Here is a 16,670-nt window from a genome sequence, read left to right on the forward strand (position 1 = left end):
TCGCCAAATTTAACAGGGAAGAAAATTAAACACCTTATACTTTTTTAATACATCATTATAATCGCAAAGTGGAAATTTTTTCCACTTTTTTTATTTTCATGTGTAACAAATCTATAGTTTCGTTTGTCTAATCGTATATAAATATAATTCAATGTAAATTTTTTACGTTGATAATCAGAAGATTAAGTCTCTGTATTTTATTTACTTACTACTTTGCATTGCATGATACTAAAATAATTATATATCTTTGCAATACAAAACTAATGATACGAAAAACTAATAACCAAATAAGAAAGGGAGGGAAGAAAAAACTAATCACCAACCAAAACTGATAACCAAATCAAAAACTAATAACCCATCTTCCTTCTTTTTCTTTTAAAACTTTTTACCATGAAAAAACTCATTATTTCACTTTCAATTCTTTCCGGAATAATTGCTTTCGGGCAGGCAACCGTCAAGAATGATTCAGCAAAAGTTCACAACATTCAGGAAGTTTTAATGACCAAAAAAGTCTTCAAAAAAGAAAGCGACCGTTTCGTGTACGACATCTCTAATGCGCCTGTTGCAAAAGGAAGTACGACTTTTGACATTCTTAAACAGACGCCTCTTATTTCAACCACCGACGAAAGCACCCTGAAAATTGCGGGAAAGAATAATGCAATCATCTACATCGATGGTAAGAAAAGCAATATGGATGCACAGTCTTTAGCGCAGTTTCTTAAAAATACGCCGGCGGAAAATATTCAGAAGATCGAAGTGATTACAATGCCAGGAAGTGAATTTCAGGTGGAAGCTTCGGACGGAATCATCAATATCGTGATGAAAAAGAAAATGACTAACGGACTGAACGGAAACATTAGAATGGCTAGTTCGGCAAATATTTACAGCAGCAATTCCTCAAGTTTTTCCGCAAATTACAGAAAAGATAAATTAGGGATTTCTGCAAATTTAACAGGCAGCGAAAACATACAACCTCAAAGTTATGTTCTGCGAAACGGTAACAGTAAGGCAACCAATGAATCTGTTGGTGATATCATTGACCCTAACAAAAATTTGGGCGGCTATCTGAATATTGATTACCAGTTAACCGAAAAATCGAATATGGCTTTGTCCTGGAATACCTGGGCAAATAGAAGTTATAATTCAACCGTTAATCTTTTTAATACCATCAGAACGCTGAAGCAGGGAAATGTGTGGGAAACAAAATACAGCAGATCTAAAAATAAAGAAGACGCACGTTCTTACAATAACAGTGTAAACTTAAATTATGAACTGAAAACGGACAGTCTGGGAAGTAAATTAAATCTGAATGCCGCTTATTTGAATTTTAAAAGATTCCAGAGTACAGATAATAATACCTATGAATCTACAGCCGATGGGATTGATTTGTACAGATCGCGTTACGTGTCCCAGAGCCTACCGCAGCTTATCAATAATTTTTCAGGAATGGCAGATTATATCCAGAAATTTAAAAATGATTTAACGGTTTCCGTCGGCGGAAATTATAATAAAACAAAAACCGATAACGACACCCAGAGTGTAACTTCGATCTTCAATGCAGATGGGAGTTTGGCAGAAGTATATAACGCAGAAGGCATTAAAATAGATAATCCTTTGAGCACGCCGAACCATTTTCTGTATGACGAAAATATTTACGGGCTTTACGTTACGGTTGAGAAGAAATTCTCGGATAAATTTTCCGGAAAAATCGGAACCCGTTACGAAATGACGAAAAGTACAGGTACTTCGGATAACGCACAGGATGTGAATTTGCGGAACATTGAAAGAAATTACAGCAATGTTCTTCCTTATCTTAGTCTCAACTATGCGATTAACGAAAAAAATAATATCTCGTATGCATTTTCGAGCAGAATGAGAAGGCCGAGTTTCTGGGAAATCAATCCGGTTAAAAATATTCTTACCGAGAATAATTATGTGCAGAACAACCCTTTTGTAAAAGCGTCTTCAAGCTATAATCAGGAACTTACCTATATGTTTAAAAATTCATATTTCCTGATTTTGAATCATTCTTTGGAGAAAGATATTATCACGCAGGTTCCTTTACAGGGAATTCCGGTTCATGCGGACGGAAGTGTGGGCACACAGAATCAGCTGCGTTATATCAGAACCAATTTCGGCGACAAACAGGAAATGTCTGCAATGTTTGGGATTCAGAAGTCTTTTTTCAAACAGGCATGGACGACCAATTTCAACATCGGGGTGCAGCATAACAAAAATAATGGAAGTTTAAGTGTAGATCCTACCACTGGCGATATTTTTCCGCTGTACACAAATAATACCAGCTCTACAAGTTTTGTGGTGCAAACCAATAACAATATCCGTTTAGACCAGAAGAAAACCTGGTTTGCCGGCGTGAATTTCTTTTATGTAGACAAACAGCAGATTGAACTGGGAATGCTTAAAAACCTTTCAAGTCTGGATTTGAGTCTCAAAAAAATCTGGAATGACTGGACCTTTACCGTAAATGTAAACGATATTTTGAAAACAAACATTGTAGAAGTGGAGGATTATCAGGAAAACGGCAATTACAATTACGTACAGAACAACATGTACAGACAAAGTGCTGGCGCAAGTATCGTATACAACTTCGGAAATCAAAAGGTGAAAAAGGTGAGAAACATCGAAAGTGCTTCCGACGAAATAAAATCGAGAACCAAATAATTTTTTCTATACTTAATTAAATTTTTAAAAATAATCCCCGAAATTTTTCGGGGATTATTGATTTTTTTATGAATTTCCGATTAAATATTCTTCGGCAAAAACACTTCAGCCAACATGCATCTTGCACTTCCGCCGCCGTTGGTTTCAATCGTATTCAAATCTGAGTAAATGATTTCGCAATATTTTTCGATATTTTGAATTTGTGCGGGAGTGAGAGATTTATAGGCAGTCTCGCTCATCACCAAAAATTTATCCCCGGCTTCATTCTGTACCTGAAGCATGTTTCCGGCAAACTGCTGCAATTGGTCTTCCGAGATTTCTATGATTTCTTTTCCGGTCGATTTAATGACTTCCTGCACTTTTTCACGCTCCAGTTCATCATCAATACAATCCAGACAAATCACTACAAATTTGTCGGCAACACACATCATTACGTTGGTGTGGTAAATTGGAAGTCTTTCGCCACCGGCATTTTGGTAAGAATGAAAAACAACGGGCCTGAAACCGAATTTCCGGCAAAACTGGCGGAAAAGTTCCTCATCTAATCTCAGTGAAACCGAACCGTAAGCAATTTTGTGGTCGTGATCGAAAATCATACTTCCTGTACCTTCAAGAAACTTGTCCTGATCTTCAAAATGTGATAAATCATCGATTTCGGTAATCTCAAAACCGCTGTCTTTAAGGATTTCTAAAATATCGGATCTGCGTTCAACTCTTCTGTTTGGGGCAAACATCGGATAGAGCACAACCTTTCCATCGTTATGGAAACTTACCCAGTTATTCGGAAAGATAGAATCCGGAGTATGTGGATCCAAAGTATCTTTAACGGTGATAACATTGATGCCTTTGCTCTTTAATTTATCTACAAAACTGTTGAATTCCTCAAGAGCTTTTGTCTGGATGTCAGCATCTTTTTGTTCGACCTGAAAATAATTGTTTTCGGCGGTTTGGGCGTTGTAACTGAAAGCGATAGGTTCCACCATCAGAACCGTGCTGGCTGTTTGCATGAAATATTGTTTTTATTAGTATTAATCTGTGGTTGAACAAAAATACTTAAATTTATAGACAATAAAGAAATCATGTTAGAAATTGCCTGCTTTGAAATAACCTCTGCCGAAACTGCCCTGAAATCCGTGGCAGACCGAATCGAATTTTGCGATAATATAAACCTTGGCGGTACAACACCCAATTTCTACGAATTCCGGTATCTGAAATCAAATTATGCAACGCCAATTTACGTGATGATTCGGCCAAAAGGCGGTTCGTTTTTTTATTCGGAAGCCGAATTTACAGAAATGAAAAGCAGTATCATCAGTTTCCGCGAAGCCGGAGCAGATGGTTTTGTGTTTGGTGTTTTGGATGTGAATAATGAAATTGATGAAGAAAAAAATACAGCGTTAATTGCACTTGCAGGAGACAGACCATGCACGTTCCACCGTGCGTTCGACCGGACTGCGGATTTGGATAAATCAATTCAGACCTTGATCAGCCTGGGTTTTAAAACCGTTTTAACCTCAGGCGGAAAACCCGATGCTATGAAAGGGCAAGAGAATCTAAAAGAACTCATTTCAAAATACGGTAACCAGATCGAAATTTTAATCGGTGGCGGCGTTCGCTCCGAAAATGTTCAGCAGCTCAAAGAATTTACCGGCGGAACGAGTTTTCACTCTTCTGCAATTCTTAAATATGATACTTTCGCAAGTGAGGAAGAAATTAAAAAACTTAAAATGCTGAGTTCTTAACTTCTGCTTTTTCTTAATCACGCACCAGCGGCAAAGTAGAGCAGCGGAGTAAACCACCCATTTTTGATATTTCCCGGTACGGAATTTCCTCAACTGTAATTCCCCATTCATTCCGGAGGTGATTGTTCAGTCGTGTAAACGAAGAATCTGAAACTACAATTTCTTCAGAAATCGAAAAAATATTAGGATTCATTTCGAACATTTCCTGCTGCGTTACATGGAAGCAGTTTTCTTCCCCGAAAATGTCGATTAAAAGTCTGTAATCACTTTCATCAACAAAACCATCTTTGTAAATAATGCATTTATCCTTTCCTACGGGATTGAAAGTACAGTCCAGATGTAGAATTCCCTGATAAGGATCGGTATCATTTTTCTTCAGTTCCAGATCGATGATTCTTTTTTTGGGAAAATATTCTTTCAGGATTTCAATAGCGTATTCGTTGGTTCGGGCGGTTTTGAAACTGCGATAATCTTCGGAAAAACAAGTCCCGATAAAGAGGAAATCGTTCCATACAATCACGTCGCCGCCTTCGATATGTGCCGAATCCGGAAGATTGATGATTTTCTTCCAACCTACGCGCGCAAAAATTTTCCTGTACGCATCCTGCTCATCATATCGGTCCTGGATGATGTTCGAGATAATCATTTTATCTTCAATAACGAAAGCCACATCACGCGCGAAAACCTGATTGTAGTTTTCAATAAGGTGAGGGTGGTAAACTTCTACACCGTGTTTGATGAGGATTTTCTCGAACTCGGTCATCTCATAAATGATGTCTTTTTCCTTAGGATAAATTCCGTGCTGTATAGAATGATACGATTTTGCGTCGTAACTGTCTTCCAAAGAGTGAGCGGGACCCATCGAATTGGGCATGCCAAGAACTACTGATTTAAGTTTTGAAGTTTCGTTATTGATGTTTAGTCTCATAATAAAGTGATTGTCCCAAATTTAAACAAACGTTTTGAGTTGAGAAAATTTTTGAAGGATTTGAGAATATAAGAATTTACTGTCGTAAAAGATTTTTTGAAGCCCGTGAATTGGGAATTAATTTAACTTTTATACCAATGTTGAATCCAATATGAAAATATAATTAAAATCTTATAATTCTTGTTAATTTTTAGTTAAAACTGAAACATATCACTTCCCATTAATACTTATTAAGTGCTAAATTTGAAGCAACAAATATTTTAAGATCATACAATATAATTTATGAAGATGAAGGATACCTTAAAAAAACTAATTCCCTACGCATTCGTGGGTGTAATCTCCGGAGCTACGACTTTCGGAGCTATTAATTATTTTAATGTGCATAACGAAGACGCTGAGTTTTCGTATTTCGCACCCAAAAATACGGATGCCAAATATGCATCATTTAACATGACCGGCGTTGGTGATGATTTCGTGAAAGCATCTAAAATGACGGTACCGGCCGTAGTAAGTATTAAAAACTACTCCAACAGAACTTCGAACAGAAGCGAGCAGGATATGTTCGATCTGTTTTTTGGAAATCCGTTCGGCGGACAGCCAAAACAGCAGCAGGCACCGAAAGATATGCCTTCCGGAATGGGTTCCGGAGTAATTATTTCGCCGGATGGTTATATTATTTCAAATAACCACGTTATTGCAGGAGCCAGTAAGCTGGAGGTAGTGCTTTCCAATAAAAAATCTTATGTAGCTAATTTGGTAGGGACCGACCCAACTACAGATATTGCACTTTTAAAAATTGAAGAAAAAGGATTGCCTTACCTGAATTTTGCCAATTCCGACAATGTGGAAGTAGGCCAGTGGGTTTTGGCTGTCGGCAACCCGATGGGATTAAATTCAACAGTAACCGCCGGAATAGTTTCGGCTAAAGGCAGAAGTATTGATTTGCTGAGCCAGCAATCCAGAACACCGATTGAAAGTTTTATTCAGACCGATGCGGCAATTAATCCAGGAAACTCAGGAGGAGCGTTAGTGAATCCTAATGGTGAACTGATCGGAATTAACTCTGCAATTTCATCGAAAACCGGTTATTATGAAGGTTACGGTTTTGCAGTTCCATCAAATCTTGCCAGAAAAGTGGTGGAAGATATCAAGAAATTCGGATTGGTACAGCGTGGTTTCCTTGGCGTAAAATCTCTGGATTTATCAGATACACGTCAGGTTTCTATTTATAACCAGCAAAACAAAACCAATATTAAATCAGGCGACGGAGTTTATCTGATCGAAGTTGTAGATAAAGGCGGAGCTGAAGCTGCCGGATTAAGACCTGGCGACATTATTACTAAAGTTGACGAAACGCTTGTCTCTAACTATTATGATCTTTCTTTCGCTGTCGGAAGCAAAAGACCGGGCGACAAAGTAGCCGTTACGTATTTAAGAAACGGCAGAACCAATACTGTAAATGTAACTTTGAGAGACGAAAAGGGTGGAACTTCATTCAGAAGCAAAGCTGATCTTACAGTAACCGAAAAAATTGGTGCTGATTTCGAACCTTTAAGCGAACGGTTTAAGACAGATTATGGGCTGAACAGCGGAGTAATTGCTAAAAACGTTGTGGCAGGCAGCGAAATGTCGAAAATTGGCGTAGTTGATAATTATATCGTTATTGAAGTAAATGGAAAGCCTGTAAATTCCCAGAAAGATGTGGAAAAAATCCTTCAGGGTTACAGCGGAAACGTTCAGGTAAAATATGTGGACGAATACGGAAGAATAACAACAAGAGGCTTTAAAATGCCTTAACCCATTTTAAAAACCGAAAACGCAGCTTTTATTGAGCTGCGTTTTTTTTATGCTGAATTTTCTTTAATCTTTTCTTTTTCCGTTCGTAAATCACTTCTGTAATTTTTCCTCCAATCCATGAAAAGGGGAAGAATGTCAGGAATATTAAAATCTTATAAAAAGTAGGATGATACGGGAAAATAATAATGTCGAGCATCGCGATAAAGAGTAAAATAAACCCAATTAAAATCGCGTAGGCAACTTTGGCATATTTCACGATGATTGCAGTAACAACACCACCCACAGTAGCTGCAATGCCCGAAGAAATAAGCAACGCGACGAAGAAATACGGTTTGTTTTCCATCGCTTTCAGAAGCTGTTCCCAATTCCCGAACGGCGAATATTCATCATAGGTAATCCATGATGAATTAAGTCTCACTCCCAATGAAATGATGAGTGCTGCAACAGCGAGACCTACTAAAACCGCAATCGTATTCCTAATGAAATTCATTTAAAACTGATGTGCAATCATTGAAATTTCAATATCTACATTTTTGGGCAGACAGGAAACCTGTACGGTTTCTCTTGCTGGAAAACTCTCAGGATCAAGATATGACGCGTAAATATCATTCATTACTGCGAAATCATCCATATTTTTTAGAAAAATTGTTGCTTTCACCACGTTTTTAAAAGTCATTCCTGCTTCCTTCAAAATTGCTTCAAGATTTTTCATGACTTGATGGGTCTCTTTTTCGATGCCTTCTTCAAGTTTTCCGGTTTGGGGATTCAGTGGAATCTGGCCGGAGATGTATAAAATTCCGTTGGCAAAATTAGCCTGTGAATAAGGACCAATTGCTGCAGGCGCATCAGAAGTAGAAATTATTTTTTTCATAATGATAATATTGGCAAATATAAAACTAATGTTTAATTCTTTAAAATTTAAAACGGTGCATTTGGCTGTGTAAAACTGCGGTCTTTATATTTCAGGGCGTCGCGCAGGATATTCGCTTTAATTCCTATAAAGAAATCATATACTTTGTACTGTCCATAGGGAATCCAGTTGAAATTGATGGTAAAACTGCGCTGATCCCGTGAGAAACCAAGCTGTGTATTGGCAATTTCTTTTGTAATAACGTCGTAATACAGGTTTCCGGTAATGTTCCAGAACGGTGTAAGTTTTATACTCCCATCTAATCCGATAGATGCCATTTTGTTCCCAAAACGCGTCAGGCTTCTGGTGTAGCTGTACTGGGCATTGATGTTTAAAGTCCACGGTTGGGTGAAACGTGCATAGTTATCATCATCAAAATAATAATCTTCGTTGCGGATTTCTCCTTTTTTACTGTACTTTTTAGACAGGTCTTCTTTGTCTTTTTTCTCGAAAATTTCGCTGCTCAAAGGATATGAAAGTTGCGCGTTGAAACCCTGAACACTGAAATGCCCAAAATTTTCGGTCCGGATTCCGGTGTCTTCACCTGGCGCGAAAATAATTTGGTAAGGCTCCAGATTCAATCCTGTATTCAGGTTAAGCTTTTCAAATATTGTGGTCTGCCCGCTGAAACTGAAGATTGACCATTTGTGGGTTGGCGCCGCGAAGTTATAATTCGTGTTGAAATTTAAACTTTCGAAGATTTTTATTTTTTTGATGCCTGTAGAATCTTTTTTAGACCGTACTTTCATCTCTAAATTATTATTCACTGAAAAACTCAGCGCCTGAACCAGACCTGAATTTGGAGAACCGATGATTCCGCGGTCGAAAATGGAATAGGGTGTCATTTCGCCCCGATCATTGGCGTAGGTTTTATAGTACCCGAAACTGGCTGCCGAAAAATCCGGAGAGTAACTGAAGCCAATTTGTGGAGTCATCATGTGACGGATTGCCTGGATTGAAGATTCTTTTTTAAAGTTCAGCATCCCGTACAGTACAGTCTGTAAACTTGCTCCGGTAGAAAAGGAAGAATATCCGGCAATTTTTTTATTCAGAATGTCGTCGACACGGTTCGTAATCGGATTGTAGGTTCTGGTCAATGTTTTGGTCGTCAAGGCATTGTGAATATTGGCTGAAAGTGAGAATGTAAAATACTTGGCAATTGTTGTATTAGTGCCCAGTGTAATATTGTTTTTCAGTCCGGTCTGCATTTTATCCCACATCGTTTGGGTGAAAAGTTCGCCTTCATTGGTTTGTACATAGTTATTAAAATTCAGACCGGTATTTACGGTGATGTTTTCTAAAAGGCCCTGTCTTACTCCGGTTTTAGGTTTAAATAAATAAAACTGATTGATTGCTACGTTCAGTACCGGTAATTTTAGATCAGCCAGTCCGGTTGAGAAGTTTTGGGAGTAAGATGAAGTTCCGGTAATCGTAACCGGCAGCGTAAGAAACCTTTTTACAACACTTACACTGGAGTTTTGCTGCGCATTCAGGTTGTTCTGGTTGAACGCGTAATTATTATTTACGGTGTTGTTATAAAATTTATTACTTACCACATCTACAGAAGCAGAAAAAGTAAGGAAGGGATTCGCTTTGCTATCCTGCTGATGGCGCCACGCAATTCTGTAGGTGCGGCTTTTCGAATAATCTGATAAACCTTTAATTCCACGTACAGTGTTCCCCACATCTGCAGAAAAGTTCCCGGAGTAACGGTAATTTTTCTTGTAATTCATTTCAGGACGTAGATTCCAGCTGCCTTTAGTATAAATGTCGGCTAGAATTTTCAAATCAAAATGTTCTCCGATGGGTTGATAATATCCAAGAGAGTTCAGGAAAAATCCGACATCTTCTCTCTCACCAAAACTCGGAATCAGGATTCCTGCGCTCCGTTTATCTGAAAAAGGAAGTATCGCAAAAGGCATGATCAGCGGAGTAGGAACCTGCTCGATATACATCTGTATAGGTCCCGTAATTACTTGTGATTTGTCTTTCCCTTTAATTAATTTGATGTTTGGCGCAAGCAGATAATAATCGGCAATGGTGTCTTTTTTCTTAATGAAATATTCGTCGGTTGTATATTTCCCGCGACGCATAAAGAAGACAGAATCGTTGTATTTCTTGGTTTTTTCAGCAATAATTACCCCTTCACTTTCTTCAGTTCTTGCATTGAAAGCTATGGCCTGACGGGTTTTGATGTTGTAAGAAAACTCGTCGTATTCATATTTTTTACCTCCCTGTACCGCAACCGCCGGATTTTTTATTCTTCCTAAAGAATCGAGCTCACCCCTTGCGAAAATCATCGATTTATTCCAGTCGATCGAAATATAATCTGCATCAATCTGCATATCCTGATATTTTACCTGAGCTTTTTTGTTCAGGTAAGTCATTTTTTTTGGTATATCATTGCGGATATTGTCGGCCTTGGTTTCCACCACTGCCTCAAGCTGTTCCTGTGCAACAATTATGGTGTCAACTTTAGGAATAGTATCATTAACTATCTTATTTTCAGGCAGAATTTGAGCATCTGTATGTGCTAAAAAACTGTTAAAAATTAGGATAATTAGAATATGTAATATATTTTTGGAGCTCGTTTTGGCCAAAGCGATATTTTCTGTAATTTGTGGTCAAAATTAGCATAATTTTTAAAATGTAATGATGATTAACTATAGTTTTTCTTTTAAAAAATATTTTCACCTCTTTTTTCTTCTTCTTTTTTCAGTTATCGGAGCGCAAAAAAAATTCACCGTAGTTCTTGATGCGGGACATGGCGGTTCGGATCATGGTGCAAACCGCTATTATAGTGAAGTTGGCACTTTACGGGAAAAAGATGTAACCCTCTCCGTTGTATTGAAGGTAGGGCGAATGTTGGAGAAAAATAAAGACTTCAAAATAATTTATACCCGTAAAATCGACGAATATCCGTCGCTTACCGAACGTACTACTTTGGCAAACCGAAGTAAAGCAGATCTTTTTATCTCTGTTCACTGCAATGCCAGCACGAAAACAAGCCCTTACGGCACTGAAACGTTTGTACAGGGACCGGACCAGAATAAAACCAATCTTGAGGTGGCAAAAGCTGAGAACGACGTAATTTATCTGGACGAGAAAGACCGTGAAATGTTTGCGTCTTATGATCCCAAATCACCAGAATCCTTAATTGCGCTGAAAATTCAGCAAAGCAAGTATTTGGAAAGCAGCTTGCTTTTCGGGAGTTTTGTAGAAGGGAATTTCGTAAAAAAGGACAAAAGATTTTCAAGAGGGGTAAAACAGCAGAACCTTCACGTGCTACGCTTGAATGCGATGCCATCAGTCCTGATTGAGACCGGCTTTATCAGTAATTATGATGATGCCATGTATCTGGCTTCCGAAAAAGGACAAAACGAAATTGCAGAAAGTATATACGATGCGATTATCGATTATAAAAAAGCATTTGACAGAAATGCCACCGCGGCTCCTAAACCCGAGCCTGTGCCTGAAGAAAAACCGCTTAAAAATGACTTCAGAATTTTACTGATGTCATCTCCATCAAAATATAACAGTACAGATCCTGCGCTCAAAGGCTTGAATTATATCCTTCCGATTAAAGAGAATGGCCTGTACAAATATTATTACGGTACCACCAATTTAGCATCAGTAAGAGATAATAACCTGAAAACTGCGCGAGATGCTGGCTTCAAGAATGCAACTTCAATCTCATTTGTGCCGAACCAGAAGCTGGGAATTGGGTATTATACTCTTGAAATCGCTGTAACTTCACAGAAGCTCAGCTCCAATTCAAAAGTGCTGAATACACTGAAGGATGTGAACCGGGTAAAAGAAAACGGTAAATTTTATTATACCTACGGAAAATTTTCGAGTTTGGAGGAAGCTGTTAAAGCACAGAAAGCCATAGAGTTGAAAGGTATTGATGATTCAGTAATTCAAAAAGTTTCAAAATAAAAATGGGTTTGGTATTGCAGGATTAAAACTTAATTAATATTTTTGCAGTCCTCAAACAAAGGCCTATTCGTCTAGTGGTAAGGACTCAAGATTTTCATTCTTGCAACAGGGGTTCGATTCCCCTATAGGCTACAAAAGATTGAAAATTTTTTTAAAAAAAATTAAAAACTATTTGGTGTAATAAAAATATTTTATATCTTTGCACCCACATTTAGGAAACGATATGGCAAATCATAAATCAGCTCTGAAAAGAATCAGACAAAGCGAAAAGAAAAGATTAAGAAACAGATACTATCATAAAACTGCAAGAACAGCTATGAAAGGTCTGAGAAATGAAGAAGACAAAAAAGTTGCAACAGAGCAGTTGCCTTTAGTAATCTCTTTGTTAGATAAATTGGTGAAGAAAAATATCATCCACAAAAACAAAGCTGCAAACTTAAAAAGCAAATTAACTAAGCACGTTAATAAACTGGCTTAATTAAATAAAGAGTCTGGCCCGTTCGTCTATCGGTTAGGACCTCAGATTTTCATTCTGGTAAGAGGGGTTCGATTCCCCTACGGGCTACTTAACTTCCGAAATTAATTTTTCGGAAGTTTTTTTATGGCTATATTTGAGGAAGTTTTTACGCTTTATGAAAATACTTATTGTCAACGGTCCCAATCTTAATTTGCTCGGGACGCGCGAGCCTGAGATTTACGGAACAACTTCTATGGAAGATGAGCTGAGTAACCTTCAGCATAAATTTCCGGATCATCAAATTACTTATTACCAGTCGAATGTTGAAGGTGAAATTATCAATCGTATACAGGAAGATGATTTTGATGCGCTTGTAATTAATCCCGGTGCTTTTACCCATTATTCTTATGCAATAGCAGATTGTCTCAAAAATATTTCTAAACCGAAAATTGAAGTTCACATCAGTAACATATATAAAAGGGAAGAATTTCGTCAGAAATCTGTTACCGCGGCCAATACAGATGGCGTTTTGAGCGGTTTCGGGCTCAAAGGTTACGAACTCGCGATTTTGAGTTTCGGAAAATGATTTTTATGAAATTACAAATAAAATTATTTGAAGGAATAGTTCTTGCATCCGGAAATTCATTAATTCCAGCTATGAAAAACACGCTTCACTTCATTACTTTTGCGGTTTTGTTTTCCTGCGTTAAAGAAAACGATAAAGTCAGTACACAGAATATTACACAAAATGTAGAAGTTTCAGCAACTGACAGCTCGAAAACGGCAGTTATAAAAAACCCAGATTATTCACCGGCGTTCGACATTACTCCTCAGGATATTTCTCCGGAACAGGGAAGATCGGTTTTTACTCAAAATGGGAAAACATTGTTTTATTTCGATCAGAATTCAAATAAAGGAATAATCAATATCGACGGAAAAAATTATGCCCTGACCCGATTTGATTTTAATGAGAATAATTATACGCTTTCCGGCAATGGTGTATCCATTGAAGCCAGTAACGGAGATTTTAAAGATATGGTAAGCGACTGTGTTTACGGAATCTTCCAACAGGTAAAAGTGACAATGGATGGCAAGATTCTTAATCTAACGAATATCAGTTTACAGGATTGCCCAGCGTACTAATTTAGATTTCTTCGTTATTATTCCACTGGGATTCGTCAAAGGAATGGCTGTCTTCCGCAAGAAGTTCTGCTTCACGCTCAAGCGATTCTTTCATGGTGAAAGTAATTTTATCTTTAAGCTGTTCTCTTGCAAGTTTCCTCACCATCGCTTTGTCGATCAACATAAATCGTTTCCCAAGCCTTCTTGCAGCATATGAACGCATGCCTGTTGCTTTCAGGATGTCAACTGCCATATCAACTGCAGTTCCTAGGGTTTCTCTGTAAATATTATCGACTCCGTTATTATAAAAATCATAAGCATCGAGACGGTTTTTTGCACGTACAAATATTTTCAGCTGTGGATATTTTTTGCGCGCATATTCAAGAATGAATTTATTTTTTTCCGGATCATCCAGGCACAGGATTAGTAAATCTGCAGTTTCTGCACCTGCGGAACGCAAGATTCCAGGTTTGGTTGCGTCGCCAAAATACACTTTAAAATGATTCGATTTCAATAAATTCACCCGTTGCGGATCATTGTCCAACACCGTAGCCTGTATTCCGTTTACTCTTAAGAGTCGGCCTACAGTACTGCCGAAGTGGCCAAAACCTACAATAATTATTTTCTGTTGTTTGATGGGTTCTGTATTTTCAAAAGCATCGTTTTGAATATTTAAAAATTTTGGTTCGAAATATTTTTCGTTAATGATAAGAAGTACTGGCGTTACACACATCGTAATTGCTGTAATCGCCATCAGTTGTGCGTTAAGTTCAGGATTTAAAAGATATAATTTTGTTGCATAATTCACCAGTACGAAAGAAAATTCCCCGATTTGGGAAAGTGCAAATGCAACCAGTAAATTCTGATCAGTTTTCAATCCGAAAAACTTCCCAACCCCGAAAAGTACCGCAAATTTTACTGCCAGCACCACAATTGTAGTTGTAAAAATAAACATCGGGTCCTGCATAATCACAAAAAAGTTGATTGTGGCGCCAACACTAACAAAAAATACAGCCAGCAAAAGACCTTTAAAAGGATCAATCTGACTCTCCAGTTCATGACGGAATTCGCTTGTTGCCAGCATTACACCCGCCAGAAATGCGCCCAAAGCCGGACTTAAGCCCACGGAAGCCATTAATTCTGATACACCGATGACTAAAAATAATGATGATGCGGTAAGAAGTTCATTCATTCCCGACCGTGAAACATATCTTAGAAAAGGAACAAAAACGAAGCGCCCGAGAAAGATGAGAACTAAAACACCTAAAATTATCGAAAATGGCTGCAGCCAATCCGGAAGATACTGCAACAGGATTTGGTGATCGTTTTCTTCAGGTCTTTTTGCTAAAATTGGTAAAAGTGCCAAAATCGGAATAACCGACATATCCTGAAAAAGAAGAATCGAAAAAGAAGCTTCCCCGGCATCGGTCCGGAAGATATTTTTTTCTTTTAATGTTTGCAAAACAATCGCTGTAGAAGACAGTGCAAAACACACCGCTGTAACTAATGCATGGTCTGTATGCCATTCTGCAAAATAAAAACAGGCAAATAAAACGACAATGGTAATAAGCATTTGGCTTAACCCCATTCCCAGGATTTTCTTCCGGATTTTCCAAAATTTTTTCGGCTCAAATTCTAAACCTACCAAGAAAAGAAGCATAATTACACCAAATTCTGTGGCATGCATAATATCATCGGAATCGTTGCCTGTAAGCTTTAATCCAAAAGGTCCGATTAAAATCCCGCCAAGAATAAACCCGATTACAGAACTCAGCCCCAGCTTGCGAACCAGAGGAACCATGATAATCGCGGCACCCAAAAATATCAGGCTGGTCATTGCAAGTGAAGTATCGCTCATGGGGTCTGTAAGATATGCTTAATTTTATCGGTAAATTTTGTGAGTTCAGCTTTGGTAAGATCATCCGCATTGTGAATTGCAAGAATTTCTTTTACCTCAATGGAATTCACTTTTAGTGAAAGGGTAAGAAATTTCATCAAATCAGAAATGGTAGTTCCGTAAAGTCCGTTTTCTGAATAATTTTCTTCTTTGCCTCCTACGGTCACAATGATAACAGCGTCTTTATTCTTTAAGGGATTTTGGTCTTCGGACAACCATTTAATATCAAAAACTTCATCAATCCAAAGTTTTAGAAGAGGCGGAGAGGAAAACCAAATTAGAGGGAAATGAAAAACCAGCCGCTCATAATCCCGGATTCTTTTTCTCTCACGAAAGCTTGCAATGTGAAAATCCGGATATTCTTCATAAAGGTCTTTGAAATCAACTTCAGGAAAATCGCCGTATGCTTTTATTAGCTCCGCATTGGCGTGGGAGTATTCAAAATGAGGATGCGCAAAAACAACAAGCGTTTTTTTCACGGGGATATGTTTGCATAAAATTAATTAAAAAATCAAAATCAATCCTCAGTACCAACAGAAATTATTCTTATTTTTGAGAAATGAAGGCAGTACAAGTCGTTTCAGATCATCAAATAAAAATATTCCTGAATTTTCCATCGTTGCTTTTTGTTAATGACAAAAACTATATCCGTCCGCTTGATCAGGATATTGAAGCGGTTTTTGATCCTAAAAAAAATAAATTTTTCAGATCTGGTGAATGTGAAAGATTTATATTTCTGAATGATAAAAATGAAACAGTGGGTAAAATTGCAGTCTTCATCAATAAGAAGTACCGCCAGGCCCAACCGACAGGTGGGATTGGATTTTTCGACTGCATCAACGACCAGACCACCGCAAATTTTATATTTGATTTTGCAAAAAAGCGTCTTCAGGAAAAAGGAATGGAAGCGATGGACGGACCGATAAACTTCGGTGAACGCGATAAATTCTGGGGGTTGCTGATTGAAGGTTTTTCTGAGCCGCTTTACGCAATGAATTATAACGCTCCATATTACAAAGGACTTTTTGAGAATTACGGGTTTAAAGTTTATTTCAATCAGTTGTGTTTTGGCAGAAAAGTTCATGACGGTGTTAATGAAAATTTTCTCCGCATGCATGAACGGATTTCTAAAAATCCGGCAATTTCAGCCAGAAGAATGAAGATAAAGGATCTGGAGAAATACGCTGCAGATTTTA

The 16,670-nt window shown here is 37.9% G+C and carries 14 protein-coding genes, 2 tRNA genes and 1 pseudogene; 10 read left to right on the forward strand and 7 right to left on the reverse strand.

The genetic code is table 11. The annotated features are described in order from the left end of the window. Nucleotides 1-390: 390 nt before the first annotated feature. Nucleotides 391-2,682, forward strand: coding sequence for a TonB-dependent receptor domain-containing protein (locus tag V5N63_RS07650; RefSeq protein ID WP_332033476.1), 2,292 nt, complete (start codon nt 391-393; stop codon nt 2,680-2,682). 80 nt (nt 2,683-2,762) lie between these two features. On the opposite strand, the gene ctlX is transcribed toward V5N63_RS07650, so the two are convergent. After that, a complete protein-coding gene (gene ctlX, locus V5N63_RS07655) occupies nt 2,763-3,689 on the reverse strand; it encodes a citrulline utilization hydrolase CtlX (protein WP_332033477.1) in 927 nt (308 codons plus the stop codon). Nucleotides 3,690-3,761: 72 nt separating this feature from the next. Between ctlX and V5N63_RS07660 the strand changes: the two genes are divergently transcribed. Then, complete coding sequence (locus V5N63_RS07660; protein ID WP_332033478.1) at nt 3,762-4,424, forward strand: copper homeostasis protein CutC; 663 nt, start codon at nt 3,762-3,764, stop codon at nt 4,422-4,424. Nucleotides 4,425-4,437: 13 nt separating this feature from the next. Here V5N63_RS07660 and V5N63_RS07665 read toward each other — a convergent pair whose 3' ends face one another. Further along, nucleotides 4,438-5,352, reverse strand: a complete 915-nt coding sequence (locus V5N63_RS07665) for a dimethylarginine dimethylaminohydrolase family protein (protein WP_332033479.1) — start codon at nt 5,350-5,352, stop codon at nt 4,438-4,440. Nucleotides 5,353-5,640: 288 nt separating this feature from the next. Here V5N63_RS07665 and V5N63_RS07670 point away from each other — a divergent pair, with 288 nt between their 5' ends. Further along, nucleotides 5,641-7,149, forward strand: coding sequence for a trypsin-like peptidase domain-containing protein (locus tag V5N63_RS07670; protein ID WP_332033480.1), 1,509 nt, complete (start codon nt 5,641-5,643; stop codon nt 7,147-7,149). A gap of 28 nt (nt 7,150-7,177) precedes the next feature. Here the strand turns inward: V5N63_RS07670 and V5N63_RS07675 are convergent, their stop codons facing one another. The 3 genes from V5N63_RS07675 to V5N63_RS07685 are packed head-to-tail and all read right to left on the reverse strand — an operon-like array spanning nt 7,178 to nt 10,659. Further along, entirely contained in the window at nt 7,178-7,639 is a 462-nt protein-coding gene (locus tag V5N63_RS07675; protein ID WP_088469587.1) for a hypothetical protein, read from the reverse strand. Further along, nucleotides 7,640-8,020 carry a RidA family protein gene (locus tag V5N63_RS07680; protein ID WP_088469588.1) on the reverse strand — a complete coding sequence of 127 codons (381 nt, stop codon included), beginning with the start codon at nt 8,018-8,020 and terminating at the stop codon, nt 7,640-7,642. A 47-nt stretch (nt 8,021-8,067) separates the two neighbouring features. After that, the gene (locus V5N63_RS07685; RefSeq protein ID WP_332033481.1) at nt 8,068-10,659 is read right to left on the reverse strand and encodes a putative LPS assembly protein LptD; all 2,592 of its coding nucleotides are present in this window, start codon (nt 10,657-10,659) and stop codon (nt 8,068-8,070) included. A gap of 55 nt (nt 10,660-10,714) precedes the next feature. On the opposite strand from V5N63_RS07685, the gene V5N63_RS07690 reads away from it, so the two are divergent. The 6 genes from V5N63_RS07690 to V5N63_RS07715 all read left to right on the forward strand — a co-directional run bounded on the left by V5N63_RS07690 (nt 10,715) and on the right by V5N63_RS07715 (nt 13,598). Beyond that, on the forward strand, nt 10,715-11,998 hold the full coding sequence (locus V5N63_RS07690) for an N-acetylmuramoyl-L-alanine amidase family protein (RefSeq protein WP_332033485.1): 1,284 nt from the start codon (nt 10,715-10,717) through the stop codon (nt 11,996-11,998). 60 nt (nt 11,999-12,058) lie between these two features. After that, nucleotides 12,059-12,130: transfer RNA gene (locus tag V5N63_RS07695), tRNA-Glu, on the forward strand. A 91-nt stretch (nt 12,131-12,221) separates the two neighbouring features. After that, nucleotides 12,222-12,476 (forward strand): 30S ribosomal protein S20, encoded by a 255-nt coding sequence (gene rpsT / locus V5N63_RS07700; protein ID WP_332018714.1) that lies wholly within the window; start codon nt 12,222-12,224, stop codon nt 12,474-12,476. A 15-nt stretch (nt 12,477-12,491) separates the two neighbouring features. Beyond that, nucleotides 12,492-12,563 (forward strand) — tRNA-Glu (locus tag V5N63_RS07705). Nucleotides 12,564-12,630: 67 nt separating this feature from the next. Next, on the forward strand, nt 12,631-13,041 hold the full coding sequence (locus V5N63_RS07710; RefSeq protein ID WP_332028938.1) for a type II 3-dehydroquinate dehydratase: 411 nt from the start codon (nt 12,631-12,633) through the stop codon (nt 13,039-13,041). A gap of 5 nt (nt 13,042-13,046) precedes the next feature. After that, nucleotides 13,047-13,598 carry a hypothetical protein gene (locus V5N63_RS07715; RefSeq protein ID WP_332033482.1) on the forward strand — a complete coding sequence of 184 codons (552 nt, stop codon included), beginning with the start codon at nt 13,047-13,049 and terminating at the stop codon, nt 13,596-13,598. A 1-nt stretch (nt 13,599) separates the two neighbouring features. Here the strand turns inward: V5N63_RS07715 and V5N63_RS07720 are convergent, their stop codons facing one another. Both V5N63_RS07720 and V5N63_RS07725 read right to left on the reverse strand, forming a co-directional pair. Beyond that, complete coding sequence (locus V5N63_RS07720; protein WP_332033483.1) at nt 13,600-15,435, reverse strand: monovalent cation:proton antiporter-2 (CPA2) family protein; 1,836 nt, start codon at nt 15,433-15,435, stop codon at nt 13,600-13,602. After that, nucleotides 15,432-15,953 carry an NAD(P)H-dependent oxidoreductase gene (locus V5N63_RS07725; RefSeq protein ID WP_332033484.1) on the reverse strand — a complete coding sequence of 174 codons (522 nt, stop codon included), beginning with the start codon at nt 15,951-15,953 and terminating at the stop codon, nt 15,432-15,434. The genes V5N63_RS07720 and V5N63_RS07725 overlap by 4 nt, the downstream gene beginning before the upstream one ends. An 80-nt stretch (nt 15,954-16,033) precedes the next feature. On the opposite strand from V5N63_RS07725, the pseudogene V5N63_RS07730 reads away from it, so the two are divergent. Continuing rightward, nucleotides 16,034-16,670, forward strand: a pseudogene (locus tag V5N63_RS07730) (hypothetical protein); the annotation flags it as partial.

This window comes from Kaistella sp., assembly GCF_032060305.1.
In the GTDB taxonomy this organism is placed as follows: Bacteria; Bacteroidota; Bacteroidia; order Flavobacteriales; family Weeksellaceae; genus Kaistella; species Kaistella yananensis.